General features: G+C 66.5%; 18 protein-coding genes. 6 read left to right on the top strand and 12 right to left on the bottom strand.

Features of this window, described 5'->3' with window-relative positions; genetic code table 11:
* Positions 1–93 precede the first annotated feature (93 nt).
* The 9 genes from uxuA to I4484_RS06035 form a co-directional block, all read right to left on the bottom strand.
* Positions 94–1272 carry a mannonate dehydratase gene (gene uxuA / locus I4484_RS06075; RefSeq protein ID WP_197450089.1) on the bottom strand — a complete coding sequence of 393 codons (1179 nt, stop codon included), beginning with the start codon at positions 1270–1272 and terminating at the stop codon, positions 94–96.
* Positions 1273–1288: 16 nt separating this feature from the next.
* Positions 1289–2764 (bottom strand): mannitol dehydrogenase family protein, encoded by a 1476-nt coding sequence (locus I4484_RS06070; protein WP_197450088.1) that lies wholly within the window; start codon positions 2762–2764, stop codon positions 1289–1291.
* 11 nt (positions 2765–2775) lie between these two features.
* Complete coding sequence (gene manD / locus I4484_RS06065; protein ID WP_197450087.1) at positions 2776–3987, bottom strand: D-mannonate dehydratase ManD; 1212 nt, start codon at positions 3985–3987, stop codon at positions 2776–2778.
* Positions 3988–4019: 32 nt separating this feature from the next.
* The gene (uxaC, locus tag I4484_RS06060; RefSeq protein ID WP_197450086.1) at positions 4020–5441 is read right to left on the bottom strand and encodes a glucuronate isomerase; all 1422 of its coding nucleotides are present in this window, start codon (positions 5439–5441) and stop codon (positions 4020–4022) included.
* Positions 5442–5472: 31 nt separating this feature from the next.
* On the bottom strand, positions 5473–6762 hold the full coding sequence (locus tag I4484_RS06055; protein WP_197450085.1) for a TRAP transporter large permease: 1290 nt from the start codon (positions 6760–6762) through the stop codon (positions 5473–5475).
* Entirely contained in the window at positions 6759–7250 is a 492-nt protein-coding gene (locus I4484_RS06050) for a TRAP transporter small permease (RefSeq protein WP_197450084.1), read from the bottom strand. Before I4484_RS06050 ends, I4484_RS06055 begins: the two co-directional genes overlap by 4 nt.
* A gap of 69 nt (positions 7251–7319) precedes the next feature.
* The gene (locus I4484_RS06045; protein ID WP_197450083.1) at positions 7320–8276 is read right to left on the bottom strand and encodes a C4-dicarboxylate TRAP transporter substrate-binding protein; all 957 of its coding nucleotides are present in this window, start codon (positions 8274–8276) and stop codon (positions 7320–7322) included.
* A gap of 63 nt (positions 8277–8339) precedes the next feature.
* Positions 8340–9071 carry a GntR family transcriptional regulator gene (locus tag I4484_RS06040; RefSeq protein WP_197450082.1) on the bottom strand — a complete coding sequence of 244 codons (732 nt, stop codon included), beginning with the start codon at positions 9069–9071 and terminating at the stop codon, positions 8340–8342.
* A gap of 161 nt (positions 9072–9232) precedes the next feature.
* Positions 9233–10936 (bottom strand): DEAD/DEAH box helicase, encoded by a 1704-nt coding sequence (locus I4484_RS06035; protein ID WP_197450081.1) that lies wholly within the window; start codon positions 10934–10936, stop codon positions 9233–9235.
* A gap of 443 nt (positions 10937–11379) precedes the next feature.
* On the opposite strand from I4484_RS06035, the gene I4484_RS06030 reads away from it, so the two are divergent.
* Complete coding sequence (locus I4484_RS06030) at positions 11380–11838, top strand: YaiI/YqxD family protein (protein ID WP_197450080.1); 459 nt, start codon at positions 11380–11382, stop codon at positions 11836–11838.
* Positions 11839–12055: 217 nt separating this feature from the next.
* Here the strand turns inward: I4484_RS06030 and I4484_RS06025 are convergent, their stop codons facing one another.
* Both I4484_RS06025 and I4484_RS06020 read right to left on the bottom strand, forming a co-directional pair.
* Complete coding sequence (locus tag I4484_RS06025; RefSeq protein WP_197450079.1) at positions 12056–13060, bottom strand: glutathione S-transferase family protein; 1005 nt, start codon at positions 13058–13060, stop codon at positions 12056–12058.
* Between the two features lie 378 nt (positions 13061–13438).
* A complete protein-coding gene (locus I4484_RS06020; protein ID WP_197450078.1) occupies positions 13439–14338 on the bottom strand; it encodes a LysR family transcriptional regulator in 900 nt (299 codons plus the stop codon).
* Positions 14339–14449: 111 nt separating this feature from the next.
* On the opposite strand from I4484_RS06020, the gene I4484_RS06015 reads away from it, so the two are divergent.
* The 4 genes from I4484_RS06015 (at position 14450) to I4484_RS06000 (ending at position 19788) form a co-directional block, all read left to right on the top strand.
* The gene (locus I4484_RS06015; RefSeq protein ID WP_197450077.1) at positions 14450–15298 is read left to right on the top strand and encodes a pirin family protein; all 849 of its coding nucleotides are present in this window, start codon (positions 14450–14452) and stop codon (positions 15296–15298) included.
* Between the two features lie 226 nt (positions 15299–15524).
* Positions 15525–17249 carry a peptidoglycan DD-metalloendopeptidase family protein gene (locus tag I4484_RS06010; RefSeq protein ID WP_197450076.1) on the top strand — a complete coding sequence of 575 codons (1725 nt, stop codon included), beginning with the start codon at positions 15525–15527 and terminating at the stop codon, positions 17247–17249.
* 93 nt (positions 17250–17342) lie between these two features.
* A complete protein-coding gene (locus I4484_RS06005; protein WP_197450075.1) occupies positions 17343–19202 on the top strand; it encodes an ABC transporter ATP-binding protein in 1860 nt (619 codons plus the stop codon).
* Positions 19203–19524: 322 nt separating this feature from the next.
* Complete coding sequence (locus tag I4484_RS06000) at positions 19525–19788, top strand: DUF1127 domain-containing protein (RefSeq protein WP_197450074.1); 264 nt, start codon at positions 19525–19527, stop codon at positions 19786–19788.
* A gap of 51 nt (positions 19789–19839) precedes the next feature.
* Here the strand turns inward: I4484_RS06000 and I4484_RS05995 are convergent, their stop codons facing one another.
* Entirely contained in the window at positions 19840–21450 is a 1611-nt protein-coding gene (locus I4484_RS05995; RefSeq protein ID WP_197450073.1) for a murein L,D-transpeptidase, read from the bottom strand.
* 187 nt (positions 21451–21637) lie between these two features.
* Here I4484_RS05995 and I4484_RS05990 point away from each other — a divergent pair, with 187 nt between their 5' ends.
* Positions 21638–22360, top strand: a complete 723-nt coding sequence (locus I4484_RS05990) for a murein L,D-transpeptidase catalytic domain family protein (RefSeq protein ID WP_197450072.1) — start codon at positions 21638–21640, stop codon at positions 22358–22360.
* Positions 22361–22597: the final 237 nt, after the last annotated feature.

Raw genomic sequence — 22597 nt, 5'->3', positions numbered from 1 at the left:
CAGGTCGCCGCTCCCGGCCAGTAAAACACTCCGTCACATGACAAGGCCCACCGGCTGCTGCACGGTGGGCCTTGTCGTTTCACCCGGTAGGCTTCAGCTCGTCAACCGCCTTACTGCCAGCTCCACGCCGCGCAGCTCGGCGAGCCCCTTCATGCGCCCGTAGAGCGGATAGCCGGGGCGGGTGTCGCGGCGCTGGTCGTCGAGAATATGGTGACCATGATCCGGCCGCAGCGGCAGGCGCGGCCCACCCTCTCGCTCGCGGCGCCGCTCCTCCTCCACCAGGGCGGCGATCACTGCCACCATGTCGACGTCGCCGCCGAGGTGATGCGCCTCGTGGAAGGTGCGCGGATCGGCGGCCTCGCGCCGAGTCGAGCGCAGGTGGGCGAAGTAGATGCGCGGGCCGAAGCGGCGCGCCATGGCGGCCAGGTCAATGTCCTCGCGCACACCATAGGAGCCGGTGCACAGCGTCAGGCCATTGGCCTCGCTCGGTGCGGCATCGAGCAGCCACTGGGCATCCTCGGGGGTGGAGACCACCCGCGGCAGGCCGAACAGCGGACGCGGCGGGTCGTCCGGGTGGATGGCGAGCCGTACGCCGGCTTCTTCGGCGACCGGCACGATGGCACGCAGGAAATGGCCGAGATTTTCACGCAGGCGCTCGGCATCAATGCCGTCGTACTCGGCCAGCGCCTCGCGGAACCGTGCCAGGGTGTAGTGTTCCTCGGCCCCGGGCAGGCCGGCGATGACGTTGTTGACCAGTCGCTGGCGCGACACCTCGTCCAGCCCCTCCAGGTAGCGCCTGGCCTCGGCTTGTTCGGCCTCACTGTATTCCGCCTTGGCGCCACGCCGCCCAAGCAGGAAGAGGTCGAAGGCAGCCAGCGCAGCCTGGTCGAAGCGCAGCGCCAGGCCGCCGTCCGGCAGGCGCCAGGCGAGATCGGTGCGGGTCCAGTCGAGCACCGGCATGAAGTTGTAGCAGACGGTGTCGATGCCGCAGTCGCCCAGGTGGCGCAGGGTCTCTTGGTAGGCAGCGATGTAGCGCTCGCGCTCGGGCGCGCCCTGTTTGATGGACTCGTGCACCGGCACGCTCTCGACCACCGACCACGAGAGCCCCGCGGCCTCGATCATTGCCTTGCGCTCAGCGATGTCACCCGCCGGCCAGGGCGTGCCGTTGGGTATTTCGTGAAGCGCCGTGACGATGCCGGTAGCACCGGTCTGGCGAATCTCGTCGAGGGTGATCGGATCGCTGGGGCCGAACCAGCGCCAGGTATGTTCCATGACGAACCTCTCGCTATCAGGTGGGTGCATCGAGCCGCGCAAGCGCGGCGTCGAGACCAAGCGTCGTCAGGCAGCGGTAGGCCGACACCACCTCCGCCGCGAAGCCGGCGTGCTCGGCCAACGCCGGGGGTACCACGGCATCGAGTTCGAGGAAGGCCAGCACCAGACTCTCATGATCCTCGCCATGGGCTTCGTGCAGCAAGGCGAACGTGCCCGCCATGGGATCGTCAACGGCATGGACATTGCCGTGCAGATCGCGTCCGGCGGTGTAGCGAATCCACGCCGCTACGCCCAGTGCCGTACAAGGCACCTCGCCTCCCGCTTCTAGCCTGGCCAGGGCGCCGTGCAGCCAGCGCTGGGGCAGCTTCTGCGAGCCGTCCATGGCGATCTGCTGCAGGCGATGGCGCAGGCTGTCGTTGGCGAAGCGGTAGAGCAGTTGCTCGGCGTAGCCCTCGAGATCGGTACCGGCCGGCATCGCCAGGGTCGGCGCCGCCTCACGCAGCATGTAGCGATGCAGCAGCGCCACCAGGTCGTCGCGACTCACCGCATCGAAGACGGTCTCGATACCGTCCAGCGCCCCCAGGTAAGCCAGCAGCGAATGGCTGCCGTTGAGCATACGCAGCTTCATGGTCTCGAACGGCGCCACGTCGGCGACCATCTTCACGCCCTCGGCCTCCCAGGCCGGTCGGCCGAGGGGGAAGTCGTCCTCCACCACCCATTGCGAGAACGCCTCGCCCACCACGGCGCTGGGGTCGTCGACGCCCAGCTCGGCCAGGCGGGCGAGGTCGGCCTCGGTCATGGCCGGTACGATGCGGTCGACCATGCTGCATGGGAACGCCACCTCGCGCTCGATCCAGGCGGCCAGCTCGCCGTCGCGACAGGCGGCAAGTTGCACCACCGCCTCCCTCGTGCGCTGGCCGTTGTTCGGCATGTTGTCGCAGCACAGTACCGTGAATGGAGGGATTCCCGCTTCGCGTCGCCGAGCCAACACCTCGACCAGGATGCCCGGTGCGCTGCGCGGTGCCTGGGGATGCTCGATATCGTGGGCGATGAGCGGGTCGTCGCGCAGCAAGGCGCCCTCGGCGGGGCTCAGGAAGTAGCCCTTCTCGGTCACCGTCAGGGTGACGAGTCGCGTGTCGGGCGACGCCAGGCGCGCCAGCAGCGCCGCGAGGTCGCGCCCCCACTGGCCCGAAGGGTCCCGGCCAGTGAATAGGGCCTCCTCGATCACGCCGATCTCGCGCAGGGTGACATGGTCGCGGTCGGCGTATTCGGCGACATGGTAGTGATAGTCGGCGTCGCGCAGGGCATCCACCAGCGCCACGCCGCCGCGCAGGTTGGCGCTGCTCACGCCCCAGGCACCATCGCCGCTGCGCTGGCGATAGCGCTCCAGGTAGACCGCCTGATGAGCGCGGTGGAAAGCACCGAGCCCCAGGTGGACGATGCCGATATGCCCGGTCGGCTCGGCGGCGGGTAGGCGGGTCACGTCTGGCATGAGCTGACTCCTCACCAGTGCCACAGGGTGCCGTCCTCCAGCCGGTTGACCGGCAGGCTGGCGCGCTTGTAGGGGTACTGCTTGGCCAGGGTCTCGTCGATGTCGACGCCGTGCCCCGGCGCCTCGCCGACCAGGAAGTGACCATCCTCGAAGCGGTAGTCGTGGGGGAAGACGGCGTCGGTCTCCGGCGTGTGGGGCATGTGCTCCTGGATGCCGAAGTTGGGCACCCAGGTGTCGAAATGGACCGCCGCGCCCAGGCACACCGGCGACAGGTCCGTCGGTCCGTGGAAGCCGGTACGCACGTGGTAGAGCCCGGCCAGGTCGGCGATGCGCCGCAGGTGGGTGATGCCGCCGCCATGCGTGAGGGGCGTGCGGATGTAGTCGATCCACTGGTTCTCGAGCAGTTCGCGGTAGTCGTGGATCGAGTTGAACACCTCCCCCACCGCCAGCGGTGTGGTGGTGTGGTGGCGAATCAGGCGGAAGCTCTCCTGGTTCTCCGCCGGCACGCAGTCCTCGAGCCAGAACAGGTGATAGGGCTCTACCGCCTTGCCCAGGCGCGCCGCCTCGATGGGCGTGAGGCGATGATGCACGTCGTGCAGCACGTGCAGCTCGTCGCCGAAGCGCTCGCGCACCGCGGCGAACAGCTTGGGCACGTGGTTGAGGTACTTCTCGGTACTCCACACGTGCTCGGCGGGAAGCTCGGCGTCCGCGGGCTCGTAGCGCTCGCCCTCGCGCTTGGCCACGCCGTAGATGGTGGGAATGCCGGGCACCCCGGCCTGCACCCGCACGGCGCGATAGCCGAGCTTGACGTGTTTCTCGACCTCGGCGAGGCAGCCCTCGATGTCGCGTCCGGTGCAGTGGGCGTAGGTCATCACCCGCTCGCGGCTCTTGCCGCCGAGGAGCTGGTAGAGCGGCATGCCCGCCGCCTTGGCCTTGATGTCCCACAGCGCCAGGTCCACCGCCGACACCGCCGCCATGGTCACCGGCCCCCGGCGCCAGTAGGCCCCGCGGTAGAGGTAGTGCCAGATATCTTCGATGCGGCTGGCGTCGCGCCCGATCAGGGCGGGGATCACATGCTCCTCGAGATAGGCCACCACGGCCATCTCGCGGCCGTTGAGGGTAGCGTCGCCGATGCCGTAGGTACCCGACTCGGTAACGATCTTGAGGGTGACGAAGTTGCGCCCCGGCGAGGTGACGATCACATAGGCGTCGCTGATTTTCATGAGTGTTCCATCGCTCTGATATGGAAGAATTCCTATCGCTCGAAGAGGTAGCGCTGCACGTTGTCGTAGCACACCGCCCGCACCAGCTCGCCGATGCGGTCGAGATCGTTCGGCAACTCGCCGCGCTGGATCTGCGCGCCGAGCATCTGGCAGAAGATGCGGCGGAAGTAGTCGTGACGGGAGAAGGACAGCAGGCTGCGCGAATCGGTGAGCATGCCGACGAAGTGGCGCAGCAGGCCGAAGTTCATCTGGGTGACGAGCTGGCGCTCGATGCCGTCACGCTGGTCGTTGAACCACCAGGCGGCACCGAACTGCAGCTTGCCGGGGATGCCGTCGCTGGCGAACGAGCCGACCAGGCTTGCCAGCATCTCGTTGTCGCGCGGGTTGAGGTTGTAGACCACGGTGCGCGGCAGTGCCCGCTCGCGGTCCAGCGCATCGAGAATCGCCGCCAGCGGTTCGGCGTAGGTGACGTCGCCGATGGCGTCGAAGCCGCTGTTGGCGCCGATCTCGGCCAGACCGCGCTGGCTCAGGCTGCGCAGCGCGCCGAGGTGCAGCTGCATCACCCAGCCGCGGCGGGCGTACTCGCGTCCCAGCCACAGCAGCAGCGCGGTGGTGAAGGCGGCATTCTCGTCGCCAGAGAGGGTTCTGCCCTGGCGGCGGCGCTCGATCATCCGGCCGAGTTCGGCCGTGCTCGGCGGGGAAACGAACACTGGCTTCTCCAGGCTGTGATCGGAGAGGCAGCAGCCGTGGGCGGCGAAGTGCTCGAGGCGCTGATACAGGGCCGCCAGCAGATCGTCGTAGCCGCGGATAGCCACGCCGCTGGCACGCTCCAGCTCGCCGAGATAGTCGGCGAAGCCGGGTGCTTCGATCTTGAGCACGGCGTCGGCGCGGAAGGTCGGCAGCATGGCGGGCATTGTCCCGCTCTCGACATGCCGCCGGTGCAGGCCGAGATCGTCCACCGGGTCGTCGGTGGTACATACGGTGCGCACGTGGAAGCGCTCGAGGATGCCCTGGGCGCTCAGCTGTGGCATCGCCAGCCGCTCGCGTGCGGTGGTCCAGATCTCCTCGGCGGTAGCCGGCGAGAGCAGCGTGTTCTCGATGCCCAGCGGGTGGCGCAGCTCCAGGTGGGTCCAGTGGTAGAGCGGATTGCCGAGACAGTCCGGCACCGTTTCGGCCCAGGCCTGGAAGCGCTCGCGGTCGCTCGCGTCACCGGTGATGCGCCGCTCGTCGATGCCGGCGATGCGCATCGCCCGCCACTTGTAGTGATCGCCCTTGAGCCACAGCTCGGTGAGGTTGTCGAAGCGAACGTCGCCGGCGATCTCTTCCGGGCTCAGGTGCGAGTGGTAATCGCAGATCGGCATGGCCGCGGCATGCTCGTGGTAGAGCCGGCGCGCCGGCTCGTTCTCGAGCAGGAAATCGGGGCCCATGAAGGCGATCTTGTCGGAGTGAGTCATAGAATCCTCCATGATTGACGCGCGGCCAGCCTCAGCCCATCAGCAGGTTGGGCAGGAACAGCACGATGTCGGGGAAGAAGATGATGCCCAGTACCACCACGAACACCGCCAGGGCGAAGGGCACCAGCTCGCGGCTGTAGTCGAAGAAGGAGCAGCGCAGGATGCCGCATACGGTGTACATCGAGATGCCCACCGGTGGGGTCATGCCGCCGAAGGTCACCAGGGTCATCATCAGCAGCCCGAAGTGCACCGGATCGACCCCGGCCGCCTTGACCACCGGCACCAGGATCGGCGTCAGCAGCATCACCACCACGGTGGCCTCGAGCAGCATGCCGAGCAGCACCAGCAGCACGGCCAGGGTGAGCAGCAGCGTGGCGTGGCTGGAGAACACGCCCAGCGTCAGCTCGGCAATGGTCTGCGGCACCCGCTCGAAGGAGACCACGTAGCCGATGATTCCCGAGAACATGATGATCAGCATGATCATGCCGATGTCGCGCACGCTGGCGTGCATCGCCGCGAGGATCTCGCGCCATCCCATCTCGCGATGGATCACGCAGCCCACCAGCAGTGCATAGGCCACGGCGAAGGCCCCCGCCTCGGTGGGCGTGAACAGGCCATAGCGGATGCCCACCAGCAGCCACACCGGGAACAGCAACGCCCAGAGGCTGCTGCGTGCGGCCGAGAGCACCTCGCGGCCGGCAGGCAGCCCCTCGCGTACCGGCGTGTAGCCGCGCCGCCGGGCCACGAAGTAGGTGGTCACCATCAGCGCCACCATCAGCAGGAAGCCGGGCACCACGCCGGCGATGAACAGCCGCCCGATGGAGACCTCGCCCAGATAGCCATAGAGGATCAGGCCGATGCTCGGCGGGATGGTGGCGGTGACGAGCCCGCCGATGGAGAGCACCGCCCCGGTGAAGCCCGGGCTGTAGCCCTGCTGCACCATGCCCTGCCCCAGCACCCGCGACTGCATGGCAGCATCGGCCACCGCCGAACCCGACACCCCGCCCATCAGCGTGCTGAGCACGATGCTGGCCTGGGCCAGGCCGCCGCTCATCCAGCCGGCCAGCAGCGTGGAGAGCCGCATCAGCCGCGGGGTGATACCGCTGGCGTTCATCAGATGGCCGATGAAGATGAACAGCGGCACCGCCAGCAGCGGAAAGGATTGCGTCGCCGAGACGATACGCTGCGGCCCGATATTGGTCGGCAGGAAAGTCTCGGGCAGGAAGAAGTAGGTGAACCCGGCGATACCGATGGCGAAGGCCACGGGCATGCCGATGGCCATCAGCACCAGGCCAAGGCCCAACAGCAGTGCGGCCGTCATAGTGTCTCCTCCACGACATCGTCTTCCGGCATCAGGCTCGCCACGATGCCCTTGGCCACGATGCGCCGCACGAGCGAGACGATCATCAGCGCAGCACCCACCGGCAGCGCCAGGGTGATGTAGCCATAGCTCAGCCCGGCCACGCCCATTGGTCGCTGCCAGTTGGACAGCGCCAGGGGAAAGCCGTACCACACGAGCAAAGCCAGGAAGCCCAGCATCAGCGCCAGGCACAGCCCCGTGACCAGGCGCTGCAGCGGCAGCGGCAGGCGCACCGTCAGGGCGTCGATGCGTACCTGTCCCCCGTGGCGCAAGGTGATGTCGGCACCCAGCACGGCAGTCCAGATGAACAGCAGCTGGGCCAGCTCGGCGCCGCCGGCGAAGGGCTGGCCGATGGCGCGCGCCGTCGAGCTCGCCAGCAGGGTCAGCGAAGTGCCACCCAGCAGCGCGACGGCAAGCCACGCCTCGAATCGGTCGTACCAGTACCACATAAGGGAAAATCCTCGAACCCGGATATAGCCAGGCCCCCGCCGCGTACGCGACGGGGGCGGGCCGGCTCACTATTCCGCAGTCAGCTGGTCGCGGTACTGGTCGTAGCCGAGCTCTTCGTAGACGCCGGAGACGCGCTCGCGGAACCGTTCGACGTCCACTTCGGTGAAGGTCACGCCTTCCGCTTCCATGCGCCCGCGCACGGCGTCCTGGGCGTCGACGGTCGCCTGGCTGGCCGCCTCCCCCGCGCTGCGCAGCTCCTCGTCGAGGATGGTGCGCAGCTCTTCCGGCAGTGACTGGTACCACTGCTCGGACGTGGCGAGACCGGTCATCAGGTGGATATGGCCGGTCAGGGCGATGTGCGTGATCACCTCGTGCAGGTTCTGGCCTTCGGCGGCGGTGAGCTGCGCCTCGGCGCCGTCGATCGAGCCGAGCTGCAGCGCGGAGTAGACCTCCGACCAGGGCAGCGGCGTGGGGGTGGCCCCCATCGCCTCGATGGTCTTGACCCACACCGGCGAGTTGATGGTGCGCACGCGAACGCCGCTGAGATCTTCGGGCGTCTCGACGAGCTTCTGGGTCAGCATGTGGCGCGAGCCCTGGAACCAGTTGTAGTTAAGCAGACGCAGGCCGCTGTTCTCGGCCAGGCTCTCGACCCACTCCCGATAGAGATCCGATGAGGTGATGCGTTCGTAGTCCGTGTGGGACTCCACCAGGTAGGGCGCGCTGAGGATGCCCAGCTCCGGCTGGTACTCCGAGAGGCGCCCGGCATCGATCAGGACGGCGATGTTGGCCCCGCTGCGGATCTGCTCGACCACGTCCTCGTCGGAGCCGAGCTGGCTGTTGGGAAAGACCTGCACGGTAAGCTCGCCATCGGAACGTTCCGCAATCGTCTGGCTGGCCTCCTCCATGGCCTGCACGATGGGGTCCTGGGCGCTGAGCGCCGAGGAGAGATTCAACTGGTAGGCCGCGTGGGCCAGGTTGGCGCCGGCGGCCAGTGCCACGGCGGATACGAGTGCGATTGTCTTCATGTGAGCCTCCTGACGTGTGTTATGATTGTTGCGTCTCGTGCTTGGCGTCTTGCTGCGTGATGGCTACCTGCTGCCAACGGAGACCGCACTGGGCGCACCGTCGAACATCTCGGGGAAGCGGCGCATGAGCTCCGGCAGGGAGTGCAGGATTTCGCGCTGATGCACGCTCATGGCCTGCCCCGCCGCCTCGGGGTCGCGTCTACCGATGGCCTCGACGATCATCGAGTGCTGGTCGGTCAGCTTGGCGATCGGCGTCGAATCGGGAATGCTCAGGTAGCGCACCCGGTCGAGCTGTGCCTTGACCTCCTCCGTCACGCGCCAGGCGGCGGTATGCCCCACCCCCAGCGACAGCGCCCGATGGAAGGCCTCGTCGAGCTGGAAGAAACGGTCGTAATCGCTGGAAACGCTGCAGCGCCGCTGGCGTTCGATCAGCTCGCGCAGCTCATCGAGGGTGCGCTCGGCCACGCCCAGCGTGGCGGCCTCACGCGCCACTGCCACTTCGATCGCCTCACGCACGAAGCGGGCCTCGAGCACGGCCTGCTGCGAGATCCTCACCACGTAGGTGCCGCGCTGCGGGCGCACCTCGACCAGCCCCGCCTCCGACAGACGGATGAAGGCCTCGCGCACCGGCTGCCGGCTCACCGAGAAGGCGTCGGCCAGCTCCTTCTCGGACAGCGCCTGCCCGGGGGCCAGCACCATGCGGATGATCGCCTGGCGCAGCACGCGGTAGAGCCGCTCGCGAACCGAGCCGTCGTCCTGCGCTTCCTGCCACATGGCCTGCAGGGGAGTTGTCATGGGCACCGTTCTCCGTTTTCTCATTGTTCACTGAGCGTCGCCGCCCTGAACAGACTAGTATGGTAGTATGGCAATTGGCAAGTCGACATGAAAAAGCCCAGGCCGGTTTCCCGGTCTGGGCCTTGTTCTTCCGCGTTCGCCGCTAGCGGCGAACGCTGCGCTCAGGCGCTGGTGCGGCGACGCACCGGTGCATCACCGTCTTCGCGACGACGACGCGGGGCGCGCTCGGGGGCACCGCCATCCTCGCTGATCTCCAGCGGGCGGCCGGCGACGCGGGCGCGGGCCATCTTGGCCAGGATGCTCGGCGGCAGCGAGCTGGGCAGCTCCACCACCGAGAAGGCGTTGCGGATATCGATACGGCCGATCCGCGAACCCTCGATGCCGCCCTCGTTGGCCAGAGCGCCGACCAGTTGACCCGGCTTGACGCCGTCCTTGTGACCGACGGCAACGCGGTAGCGGGTCATGCCCTCGCTCGGGCCACGCTCGCGACGCGGCGGCTTGCCATCGCGCGGGGCGCGCTCGGTGCGCTCCTTGCGCGGCGCCTGCAGGCGGCCGATGGGCGCCTCGTCGGCACGCGCCAGGGCGGCGAAGGCACAGGCCAGCTCGACCGGGTCATGGCCTTCCGCCACCAGCCGCTCGACCAGAGCACGCTGCTCGTCGGCCCCAGCGGTCAGCATGCCGATGACGCGCTGATGGAACACTTCGTCGCGATGAGCGCGGATGGCGGCCTCGTCGGGCAGCGCCATCTCGGTCATGCGCTGACCGGTGGCCTGCTCCAGCCAGCCGATCTTGCGGCCTTCGCGGAAGCCGGCGAAGGTGATCGCCACACCTTCGCGACCGGCACGGCCGGTACGACCGATACGGTGGGTATAGGCCTCACTGTCCTGGGGCAGGTCGTAGTTGATCACGTGGGTGATGCGCGGCACGTCGAGGCCACGGGCGGCCACGTCGGTGGCGATCAGCACGTCGATCTTGCCGCGCTTGAGGCGCTGGATGGTGCGCTCGCGCAGGCTCTGGTCCAGGTCGCCGGAGAGGCTGGCCACGTTCACGCCGCGGGCGGAGAGTTGCTCCATCAGCGTGGTACAGGCAGCCCGGGTACGCACGAAGACGATCGCGGCGTCCACCGGCTCGACCTCGAGGATGCGCGCCAGCGCCTCCAGCTTGGCGCCGCCGTCGACCCGCACCAGGCGCTGTTCGATGCTCTCGGCGGTGGTGGTGCGCGATTCGATCGCCACCTTGACCGGATCGACCAGATAGCGGTTGACGATACGCTCGATCTCGGCCGGCAGGGTGGCGGAGAAGAACACCCGCTGGGCGTCCTGCGGGGTGTCGGCGACCACGCGCTTGACGTCGTCGATGAAGCCCATGCGCAGCATCTCGTCGGCTTCGTCCAGCACCAGCGCAGAGAGGCCATCGAGCTTGAGGCTGCCGCGGTCGAGGTGGTCGATCACCCGGCCCGGCGTGCCCACCACCACCTGGGCGCCACGCTTGAGCGCACCCAGCTGTTCACGATATTCCTGGCCACCGCACAGGGTGGCCACTTCCAGCCCCTGCAGGTTCTGGCCGTACTTGGTAAAGGAAACGGCCACCTGCTGGGCCAGCTCACGGGTCGGCGCCAGCACCAGCACCTGAGGCTCGCGCCGGGTCATCTCGAGACGCGACAGCAGCGGCAGGGCAAAGGCCGCGGTCTTGCCGGTGCCGGTCTGGGCCTGGCCCAGCATGTCACGCCCTTCCAGCAACGCCGGAATGGTCTGCGCCTGAATCGGTGAAGGAATTTCGTAACCCAGTGTTTCTACAGCGGCAAGAACGGCAGGCAGCAGCGCAAGATCGCCGAAGCTCGGCGAGGCGACAGAAGTCGAGGTCATCAATCACACCTTGGTAGGCCGGCACTCGCCGGCAATCACATTGAGGCATCCCCGACGCAGCCATGTGGCATGGTCGGTGGCCCTGTCATGCGGCCGTTTCGGCCTGGACAGAGCGGATCACGTTTTACGTGGGACGCCGGTCGCACCTGGCATCCGGCTCGTCTCCCTGGACACGAACCGCTGTGGCGACCTTTTTGCGCCGATGTCGCCCGGTTGGCGGCATCCTGTAGCGCTCCATCTTCACATCTCGGACGTTGCAGCAGATCGCTGCCGGTCTCGGTGATTGCCTCTCACACTTCGTCGTGTGGAGCGAATCGTCATGATGGCGGGGTCAACACATGCGAGGAGCGCGCATGCTACCATCGACACTGGTTCCATGACCAGTACTTTCAACGCTACGATCACCCAAACCTTGCTTTTTCTTCTTCGAGGAGCCTTGCCGAATGCCCACGCTCTGGGTCGATGCCGACGCCTGCCCCAAGGTCGCGCGCGACATCATCGTTCGCGCCGCCGAGCGCACCACCACCCCGGCCTGGTTCGTGGCCAACCACTCGATCCCCCTGCCGCCCTCGAAATGGGTCAAGTCGCTGTCGGTGAGCCATGGCTTCGATGCCGCCGACAACGAGATCGTGGCCCGCCTCGAGCAAGGCGATCTGCTGATCAGCTCCGACCTGCCGCTGGCCCTGGAGGCCATCGACAAGGGCGCGGCGGTGATGACCACCCGCGGCGAGATCCTCGACAAGAACAACATACGTGCGCGAGTGCAGATGAGGGATTTCATGGAGACGTTGCGCTCCAGCGGTGAGCACACCGGCGGACCCAAGGGCTACAGCGACGCCGACCGGCGCGAGTTCGCCAACGCGCTGGACCGGTGGCTGGCGAAGCATGCCAGGAAGCCGTGAAGTCGCGGGCTTCGGGCTTCGGGCTTCGGGCTTCGGGCTTCGGGCTTCGGGCTTCGGGCTTCGGGCTTCGGGCTTCGGGCTTCGGGCTTCGGGCTTCGGGCTTCGGGCTTCGGGCTTCGGGCTTCGGGCTTCGGGCTTCGGGCTTCGGGCTTCGGGCTTCGGGCTTCGGCAGCAAGCTTAACCTATGGCTCGCAGCTCGTTGCCCGCCGCTAGTAGCTTACCCCTTCTGGCGAATTCCCTGCCCCGGCAGCCGCTCACGATCGTGGGGACGCTCGAAATCGAGCAATGGTCCCTTGGGCACGATGCGCGTCGGGTTGATGGTGTCGTGGCTGTAATAGTAGTGGCGCTTGATGTGATCGAGGCTGACCGTCTCGGCCACCCCCGGCCACTGATAGAGCTCGCGCAGGTAGTGGGAGAGGTTGGGGTAGTCTTCGATGCGCCGGAAGTTGCACTTGAAGTGGCCATAGTAGACGGCGTCGAAGCGCACCAGGGTGGTGAACAGGCGGATGTCGGCCTCGGTGAGCCACTCCCCGGCCAGATAGCGGTGCTCGGCCAGACGCGCCTCGATGCGGTCGAGCGCCTCGAACAAGGCCGTCACGTGCTTCTCGTAGACGCTCTGCTCGGTGGCAAAGCCCGACTTGTAAACCCCGTTGTTGATGTGTTCGTAGACGTCCTCGTTGATCGCGTCGATGGTCTCGCGCAGATCCGCGGGGTAGAAGTCGAGCCGGTTATCGGCGAGCTCGTCGAAGGCATCGTTGAAGATGCGCACCAACTCGGCGGACTCGTTGTTGACGATGCGCCCTTCCCGCTTGTCCCACAGCACCGGCACCGTCACCCGGCCGGTGTAGTGCGGGTCGGTCAGTGTGTAGAGTTCGCGATGGTACTCGACGCCGTTGACCGGATCGCCGCTCGCGCCCTCGCCTTCGTGGTAGGTCCAGCCCTGGTCGAGCATCAGCGGGCTGACGTGGGAGACGCCGATCAGCTCGTCCAATCCCTTGAGCTTGCGCATGATCAGGGTGCGATGCGCCCAAGGGCAGGCCAGCGACACGTAGAGATGAAAGCGCCCCGCCTCCGCCGGTACAGCCCGCTGGCCTTGAGGCCCCGGCTCGCCGTCGCGGGTGACCCAGTCGCGCAGCTTGGCCGACTCGCGCACGAACTCGCCGCCGTGCTTCTTTGTGTCGTACCACTGGTCGTGCCATTTGCCGTCGATCAACAGGCCCATCATGTCCTCCGGGTTTGGAAATGTCTGACTAAGGAAGCTCTGAACAAATCGACGAGCGAGATGAAGCGGCTAGGTTCGTTCCCGACGAACCAACGCACTTCCCACATCCCTGTGGGTCGCAAGGCGCACGGAGCACAGAACCGAGCGAAGCGACAAACAGCCGTAGGCTGGCCCCGGAGGGGCGAGAAGCCGAAGGCTGCGAGTCAACCGGAGCCTATGGGGTATATCTGAGGATCCGCCGGTCCGACGCTTCGGCACCGCGCAACGCAGCGATTCGCTCGCGCAGGCATTTGTGCAGTGTTTCCGTAGCAGGTTAAACCGATTTGCTTGATGCTCAAGCGCAGTTTTTCCGCCCTTCACATCGAAAAAAACGAAAGATCATGCCTCGCTCGGGCACTCGCTCGCCACCGCTTCCTTCAGCGCCCGGGCCATGTCATGGGTCGCGGGCCCCGCCCGGTCGCGATCGCGGAAGATCATCTGCATCGGCACCTCACGGATCCCGCCGGCCGAGAGCGGCAACGGACGCAGCACACCGCTTTCCAGGTCGCCACGGATGCGCGTCTCGGGCAGCCAGGCGAACCCCAGGCAACGCCGTACCATGTCGATGGAGGTCTCGAGATGGCTGACCGTCCAGCGCTGCTCCGCCTTGAGCCAGCCGGCATCCATCGACTGGCGCAGCGCCGAGTCGCGCACCACCAGCTGACGATGGCGCTGCAGGTCGCGCAGGTCTAGCTCGCGCTCCAGCGCGTGGAGCTCATGGTCGCGATGGGCCACGGCAACGAAGCGGATCGTCACCAGCGGCTCGCCGAGAAACCCCTGCGCCGCCAGGCCCGAAACGGCCAGGTCGGCGCGGCCGTCGTAGAGCATCTCGATGCCGCCGTTGAGCACGGTCTCGTGGAGCTGCACGCGCACGTAGGGGTAAGCGGCGGAGAAGCGGCTCAACGCCACGGCCAAGGCGCCGGTGGGAAAGATCTGGTCGACCGACAGCACCACTTCGGCCTCGAGCCCCTCCGCGAGACGGCCGGCGACGTCCTCCAGCGCCTCGGCGCCCTCGATCAGCTGGCGTGCCCGGCGCAGCAGCATCTCGCCGGCCTCGGTCAGGCGCACCTGGCGCCCTACCGGTTCCAGCACCTTCACGCCGAGCTGCTGCTCCAACTTGTGCACGGCGTGATTGAGCGTGGAGGGGCTCTTGTGCACCGCCTCGGCGGCACGCGCGAAGCCGCCATGGTCGACCACCGCCGCAAGCATCTGCCACTGGGCCAGGGTGACACGGGACATATTCGACTTCCTCGAATGAAAGCTGCGAAACGTTGCGCTTAATCTTCGAAAAAAGCGGCCTAGAATGCCAGGCATATCTATCATTCTGAACTTCATCGAAGGACGCAGATCATGGTCGCCAGCCCCAGCTTTCGCCGCATCGAACGCCTGATCCAGAGCCATCCCAGCCAGGATGGCGATGGCGTGCACATCCAGCGGATCCATCGCTTCGACGGTGAGCTCGACCCCTTCCTGATGCTCGACGAGCTCGGCTCCGACCGGCCCGACGACTACATCGGCGGCTTCCCGCCCCATCCGCACCGCGGCATTCAGACGCTGACCTACATCATCCATGGCGGCATCACCCATGAGGATCACCTGGGCCACAGCAGCGCCATCCAGGCCGGCGGCGCCCAGTGGATGCATACCGGCCGTGGCATCGTGCATTCCGAGATGCCGCTGACCGATAGCCAGGGCCTGCATGGCTTTCAGCTGTGGCTCAACCTGCCGGCGCGGGAGAAGATGAGCGAGCCACGCTACCGCGACGTGCGCAGCGGTGAAATGCCGCGCCTGAAAGCAGACAAGGCGGAGTTGATCGCCCTGGGTGGACACTGGACGTCCATGGCGGGCGACAGCATCGCGGGCCCGCTGGAGAGCCTGGCGGGCGACGGCGCCGTGGCCCATGCCCAGTTGAAGGGCGGCGGCGAGCTGACCCTCGCCGCTCACAGCGAGACGCTGGCCGTCTACGTCTTCGAGGGGACGCTGCAGATCGGTGAGGAGACCGTGGCAGCCGGCCAGCTGGCCCGGCTGGGCGCCGGCGATACCCTGGCCCTCGCCAGCCGCGAGGGTGCGCAATGCCTGCTGCTCGCGGGCACTCCCCATCGCGAGCCGATCGCGCACTACGGTCCCTTCGTGATGAACCACATGCACGAGATCGACCAGGCGCTACGCGACTACCGCAACGGTAGCTTCACCGACTGATCGACTCGAGTTCATTTACCGAATAGGGGTTGTTTCCTGCCTTTTATTCACGTTCAATGACTTTGTTGAACAGTGTTCGACTCTATGCCAGCGGCCTGGAGCCTCAGTCGAGGGACTCCGGGCGTGTTTTTCTGTATGCACGTACAGTCTAGGCAGGCCATATATCATGGGTTAAGGTTCCCGTGGCTTTTTATATTCTTGTCATCTTTTTTTATGGCCAAAACACATGTTGCGAATCCTTCATTCGCTGCCCCGCACGCATAAGTTACTGCTGTTACCCGTCGCCACCATGGTGACCGTGCTGGGCGCGCAAAAGATCGTCACCCTCGTCGAGAACACCCAGCGCGAGGGGCAGGTGCCCGAGACCGTTCTCTTCCCCCTGTCGCCCGAGGCCCAGCCCGGCCTCCCCGCTCTCAACAGCGAGCGCTACTCCGTCGCCGATGCCATCGAGATCGCCACCCAGGCCATCGACGCCTCCCGTGACTACATTCCGCTCTCCCAACTGCAGCCCAGCGAGATCGTCGACCTGTCCGGGGTCGCCGTAGCCCGGGCGCAGCCACAGGCCGCTCCGGCCGCTGCCGAGCTCGATGCCGCTACCGCTGGTCTTCCCGGCGATACCGGCGGCATCGAACTGGCAACGGAGCTGGATTCCGGCGCGCTGCACATGGCCATGGTAATCGGCACCCTGGCCAGCGGCATGCTCGACGACATGCATACCGACGACGAGGCGCTGGCCGCCGACGCGACCTCCTACGAGGACTATCCGGACGAAGAGCTGGCGCTGTTCGAGGAAGGCCCGATCCACTTCGACCACGAGGTCGCCGCCACCGAACCCCACGTGCCGGAATGGCGTACCTATACCGTACAGCAGGGCGACACCTTCGCCGTGCTGGCCCAGAACGAACTCGGCCTTGGCTACAGCGAGGCCATGCGCCTGCTCGAAGACATGCCGGACCAGCGCCTGCTGACCCACTGGCGGGTCGGCAACACCTTCGAATACCAGCTCGACGAGCAGGAGCGTCTGCTGGCCCTGCGCATCATGAAGAATGCCCGCGAAGGTTTCATGCTCGAGCGCGACGAGGACGGTTTCGATGTCGCCACCATCGAGCGTGCCGGCGAGGCCACTCAGCGACTGTTTGCCGGCAGCGTCAGCGGCAGCTTCGCCCGTTCCGCCCAGGCCACCGGCCTCTCCAGCACCGAAGTGGCCCAGATATCGCGTCTGCTGGAGAAGAAGCTCGACTTCCGCCGCGACACCCGTCGCGGCGATGAATTCCAGGTGCTGATCGAGTCCGACATCATCGACGGCAGCAGCTTCGACTCCCGCGTGCTGGCCATCGAGTACCAAGGCGCGCGCATGAACCTGACGCTGGTGCGCAACAGCGACGACAACAACTTCTATACGCCGGACGGCCAGAGCCTCGACCCCGCCTTCAGCCGCTACCCGTTCGAGGGTAGCTATCGCATGAGCTCCAGCTTCAATCCGCGCCGCACGCATCCGGTGACCGGTCGCGTCAGTCCGCACCGCGGCACCGACTGGGCGATGCCCATCGGCACGCCGGTCACCGCCCCGGCCGACGGTCGCGTCGAGAAGGTCGGCAACCATCCCATGGCGGGTCGCTACATCGTGGTGCGCCATGACAACGGCTACCGCACCCGCTACCTGCACCTCTCGCGGGCGCTGGTCAATCGCGGTGACCGCGTCTCGATGGGGGAGCGCATCGCGCTGTCGGGCAACACCGGCCGCAGCACCGGCCCTCATCTGCACTACGAAGTCATCGTCGACAACAATGCGGTCGACGCCATGAAGGTCGAGCTGCCGGAGAGCCAGAGTCTCGACGGCGAGCGCCTGGTGGCCTTCCAGCGTGAGGCGGAGCCCTTGCTTGCCGCGCTGCGTTCCGGACAGACCGGCCCGGTGGTGGCCCAGGCCGATACCGAAGAAGACGACGACTGATCGCGTCTCGATCAGCCGCCAGCATGACATGCGACGCCCTGCCCTCGAGCAGGGCGTCGTTTCTTGAATCGGAGCTCTCTCCTCACACAGCCCATGCGCCGCACTTCACCCGCCCCACCGCCTCCCAACGGCAACCGCCTGGCCGCCTTCTTCGGCGTGTTCCGTTACAGCCGACGCGCCTTGACGCTGGTGTGGCAGACCTCGCGCGCCCTCACCCTGGGGCTCGCGGCCTGCACCCTGATCGCCGGCGTGCTGCCGGCGGTGGCCGCCTGGATCGGCCAGTTGATCGTCGATGCCGTGGTCGCCGCCATGGCCCACCATCAACAGACAGGCGCCTCCCTGACCCTTGAATCCACCTGGCCGGTGCTGCGCTACGTGCTGGCGGAAGCCGGGGTGATCGCCGCCATCGCTCTGGCCCAGCGGGGGCTCGCGGCACAGCAGTCGCTGCTGCGCGCGCTGCTCGGCCAGAAGGTCAACGTCATGATCCTGGAGAAGGCCGGCACGCTATCGCTCGCCCAGTTCGAGGACTCCGAGTTCTACGACAAACTGACCCGCGCCCGCCGCGAAGCCTCGACCCGGCCACTGGGGCTGGTCAACAAAACCTTCGCGCTGCTGCAGAACGGCATCTCGCTGGCCAGCTTCGGCGTGCTGCTGGTGCAGTTCTCGCCCTGGGCGATCGGCATCCTGGTGCTCGGCGCCCTGCCGGTGTTCGTCTCCGAGGCCAAGTTCTCCGGCGATGCCTTCCGCCTGTTCCGCTGGCGCTCGCCCCAGACCCGCATGCAGATGTATCTGGAAACCGTGCTGGCCCGGGAGGACAGCATCAAGGAGGTCAAGCTGTTCGGCCTGGAGCCGCTGCTGCTCGAGCGCTACCGCCGGATCTTCGATACCCTCTACGGCGAAGACCGGCGCCTGACCCTTCGCCGCGAGAGCTGGGGTTTCCTGCTCGGTCTGCTGGGCACGCTGGCGTTCTATGGCGCCTACGCCTGGGTGGTGGTGGAAACCGTATCGGGCACCCTGACCCTGGGCGAGATGACCATGTACCTGATGGTGTTCAAGCAGGGCCAGGCGGCGCTGTCGGCCAGCCTCACCTCGATCAGCGGCATGTACGAGGACAACCTCTACCTGTCGAACCTCTACGAGTACCTGGAGCAACCGGTGGCACCGCAGGGCGGCAGCTTGACCCAGGGCGCGAAGCCGGGCGACGGCATCCGCTTCGAGCGGGTCGGCTTCACCTACCCCGGCGCCGACGCACCGGCGCTGCGCGACGTCTCACTGCACCTGGCACCGGGCCATAGCCTGGCGCTGGTGGGCGCCAACGGCTCCGGCAAGACCACCCTGATCAAGCTGCTCACGCGCCTCTATGAGCCCAGCGAGGGCCGTATCCTGCTCGACGGCAGCGACCTGCGCGAGTGGGACGTCCATACCCTGCGCCGGCGCATCGGCGTGATCTTCCAGGACTTCGTGCGCTACCAGCTCAAGGTGGGCGAGAACCTCGGTGCCGGCGACGTCGAGGCGTTCGCCGACGAGGCGCGCTGGCAGGAGGCCGCCGAGCGCGGCCTCGCCGACACGTTCATCCGCACCATGCCCGGCGGCTACCACACCCAGCTCGGCCGCTGGTTCAAGGGCGGCCAGGAGCTCTCCGGCGGCCAGTGGCAGAAGATCGCCCTGGCCCGGGCCTACATGCGCGAGAGCGCCGACATCCTGGTGCTCGACGAACCCACCGCGGCCATGGACGCCGCCGCCGAAGCGGCCGTTTATGCCGACTTCCGCGAGCACCGCCGCGACAAGATGACCCTCCTCATCTCGCACCGCTTCTCCACCGTGCGCGCCGCCGACCAGATTCTCGTGATCGACGGCGGCGAGGTCATCGAGCGCGGCGACCACGCAAGCCTGATGGCACAGAACGGCCGCTACGCCCGGCTGTTCCGCCTCCAGGCAGAAGGCTATCGATAGCCTACTTTTCGGATCATCGGTTGACGCTTGTTGAGCGAATGTCTATAAGAAAAGAGTCGTATCGTCGATGCGGCACAATCCCAACCAATCCCTCAATCGAGACGCGTTCCTCATGCGGCTACTTCCAGGCAAAAAGGCAAATTGGCAACATCGCGTATGCATTAACGCGATGCGTACCTGTTTGCTGCTGCCGTGGGCCGGCCGTCGAAACGACGACACTTGAGGGACGCTGGCCGCGGCACTTGTCGCGGCCAAGCCTGGATAGCACTTTTCCCACCCGTCGCGCACAAGTTCCCGGCCTCCACTCAAGGAGACCGAGATCATGGCAGTACTACGCACCACCCGTCGCCTGCTTCGCGCCGTACGCAGCTACTACGCCAACCGCCGCCGCGATGCCCTGCTGCGCGATTGCGACCCACGCATGCTCAAGGACATCGGCCTGCGCTGGGAGCGCGGCAAGCTGGTACCGATCAACCCGGAACGTTTCGCTCCCAGGAGTGGAGCCGTTGCGGCTTCCAGCGCCGCCCCCGGTGCCGGCGAAAGTCCCGGCGAGGTCTGTCCGCGCTGCGGAGCCAGCCTGGCTTAGCCATGGCCCCGGCCGCAGGACGTGGCCGGGGCCTTTTCCCCGCCCGCCGGCTCACAGCGCCAGCGGGCGATCCAGTTCACGCAGCAGGGCGTCGTCGCGCTCGTAGATGTCGGGGCGGAACGAGAGTTCGCCGTCGTCGCCGGGGTTGACCGTCCAGTAGTGGATGATGACCGGCATGCGGTTGGCGAGCGAGACGTTACGCGTTTCACCGCTGTCGATGCGCGCTTCGATGTCGTGTTCGCTGTGGGTGTCGTCCATCAATAGCTGGGCCAGCTCGCGAATGTTCTCGACGCGAATGCAGCCAGAGCTGAAGGCACGCTGCTCGCGCGAAAAGAGGTCCTGGGACGGCGTGTCGTGAAGGTAGACCATATGGTCGTTGGGAAACCGAATGACCAGCTGGCCCAGGGCATTCTGCGGCCCCGGCGCCTGGCGCAGCACGATGTTACCGGGATTGTCCCAGTCGATTTCCCAGGGGTCGAGGGGTGTGCCCGAGGGGCTCAGCACCTGGATCCGCTCGCGCCACAGATAGCCAAGATCCTGCCGCACCCGGGGCAACACGTCCTCGCGTTTGATGGTGGGCGGTATCGTCCAGGTGGGGTTGACGGTCACGTGGGTGATTTCCGAACGTAGAGAAGGCGTACGCCGATAGGGCCGGCCCACCACGATACGCGAGCGCCATATCTGGCCGTTGGGGCGGAAATAGCTGAGCCGATAGCCGGCGATGTCGACCAGCACGAAGGACTCCGGCAAGCCGTGCAACAGCCAGCGGGCACGCTCCATGTTGAGGCGGATCTGGTCGATGCGACGCTCCACCGGAACGTTGAGTGCCGCCAGGGTCTGGCGCCCGACGACCCCATCCGGTTCCAGCAGGTGCCGGCGCTGGAAGCGCTTGACCGCGGCCTCGAGCCCGCCATCGTAGCGCCGTGGATCGAATGCCTCGAGCCCGGCGCCCGGGAACGCGTCGCTATCGACAGCGACCAATTCCAGCTCCCCTATCCTCGTCAAGCGCTCGCGCAACAGCGCGACATCGTCGTCGACATCACCCGGGCGCAGCGATTGCTCACGTGGAGGCAAGCGAGGCCAGCCGCCGAGCCGCTCGATGTTGCGATAGCGCGCCAGCCCCGAACGCAACCGCTGGTAGGGAACGAAATCCGGACGTACTTCATTGATCAACGCTTCGAATCTCAGCTGGTCGATCGCGCCGGACACCGCCGCAAGGGAGAAGTCAGGCTTCGACACCGGCACTTCCCACCCGGTGCCGAGCGCCCCGGGATCGACCTTGCCACGCTGCAGATGCCCCAGCGCCGTGAGCAGCGTGCGGGTAGCGAACAGATCGTATTGCACCTGCGCTTCGATATCGGCGCCCTGTTCATAGACCTCACGATGCCGAGCTCTCAGCTCATCCGGACGATAATCCTGCGGGTGTAACCCATCGCTTTCGAGGGTATGCAGCGCCGAGGTGAATGCCGCCACGGTATCGGCATCCTGCCAGGCGGGGCGATGGTCACGCAGGGCATAGAAGTCCCGCAACCGCTGATCCTGCGAGGCCACCTGACGCACCAGCTCGGCGACAACGCCGCTTGCATCGTCGCCCTGCCACGCCGCTTCCGGCTCTGCCCAGGCCAGTGGCCCGAGGCCAAGCAACAACGCCCATAAACCCATCCATGTAATAACCCGCATCTATGGCTCCTGCTCCGTTGATGGCTGGTCTGGCCTTCCTGGCCACTCCCCCCATAATAGTGCCTGGTACTTGGCTGCAAGCCAGCCGGGTCCATACCTTATTTACCTTATTCACCTTTTTGCGTTTCCGCATGCTCGGCATGAGGAATCCACGTCATAGGCATGTACGATGCGTCTTCACCCGACCCTGCGACTCCCGCTACCGATCCTGACCGCTGCCCTGCTGGCCACCCTGCCCACGGCCCAGGCCGGCGACTTCCTTGCTCAAGCCGGGCTCTCCTCCCCCGGTTCGTCGCTGCGCCAGACGCTGACCCGCCTGGCGCCGGGCGCCGACCCCCGGGTGCTGGAGCTGGCCGCCAGCGCCCTGGCCTGCGCCGAGCCCGATGCCGAGCGGCTGGCGGTGATCGACTTCTCGCGTCCCTCGAGCGAACCGCGCCTGTGGGTGTTCGACCTGGCCGAGGAGGCACTGCTGTTCGAGGAACTGGTCTCCCACGGTCGCGGCTCGGGTGATGCCGAAGCCACGCTGTTCTCCAACACCCCCGAGAGCCACCAGTCGAGCCTGGGGCTGTTTCGCACCATGAACAGCTACTACGGCAGCAACGGCTACTCGCTGCGCCTGGAGGGATTGGAAGCCGGCGTCAACGACCTGGCCTACCAGCGTGCCATCGTCATTCATGGCGCCGACTACGTCAGCGAGGCGTTCATCCAGAAGACCGGCCGGCTGGGCCGCAGCCACGGCTGCCCCGCGGTGCGCCAGGAAGTGGCCTATCCGCTGATCGACAGCATCAAGGAGGATCACTACCTGTTCGCCTATTACCCCGACCCCGAGTGGCTGGAAAACTCCGCCTTCCTCGGCTGCGACCGCGTGCCCACGCAGCTGGCCATGTACTGAATCAGCGTGAACGGAGAGAGCCCCCTATTGGCACCAGCAGGGGGCATCGTGTGCGGCACTGCACCACTCTTATCACGGCGACACGCGCTCCCGGCCACTCTCTTCTGCTCCTATCAAATCACAACCCAGTGTTTTAAAAGAACAAGCCAATGATGTGGCAAACAGGTTGCTTGACATAAGTCAATGCCGGGTAGGCGTGGACCAGGCTTCCTGAAGGAAGCACGAGTGCGTCAGACC

The organism is Halomonas sp. SS10-MC5, from assembly GCF_015992245.1.
GTDB classification, from domain to species: Bacteria; Pseudomonadota; Gammaproteobacteria; order Pseudomonadales; family Halomonadaceae; genus Halomonas; species Halomonas sulfidoxydans.
The sequence above is the reverse complement of the archived record's forward strand: the minus strand, read 5'-3'. Positions and strand labels throughout refer to the sequence as shown.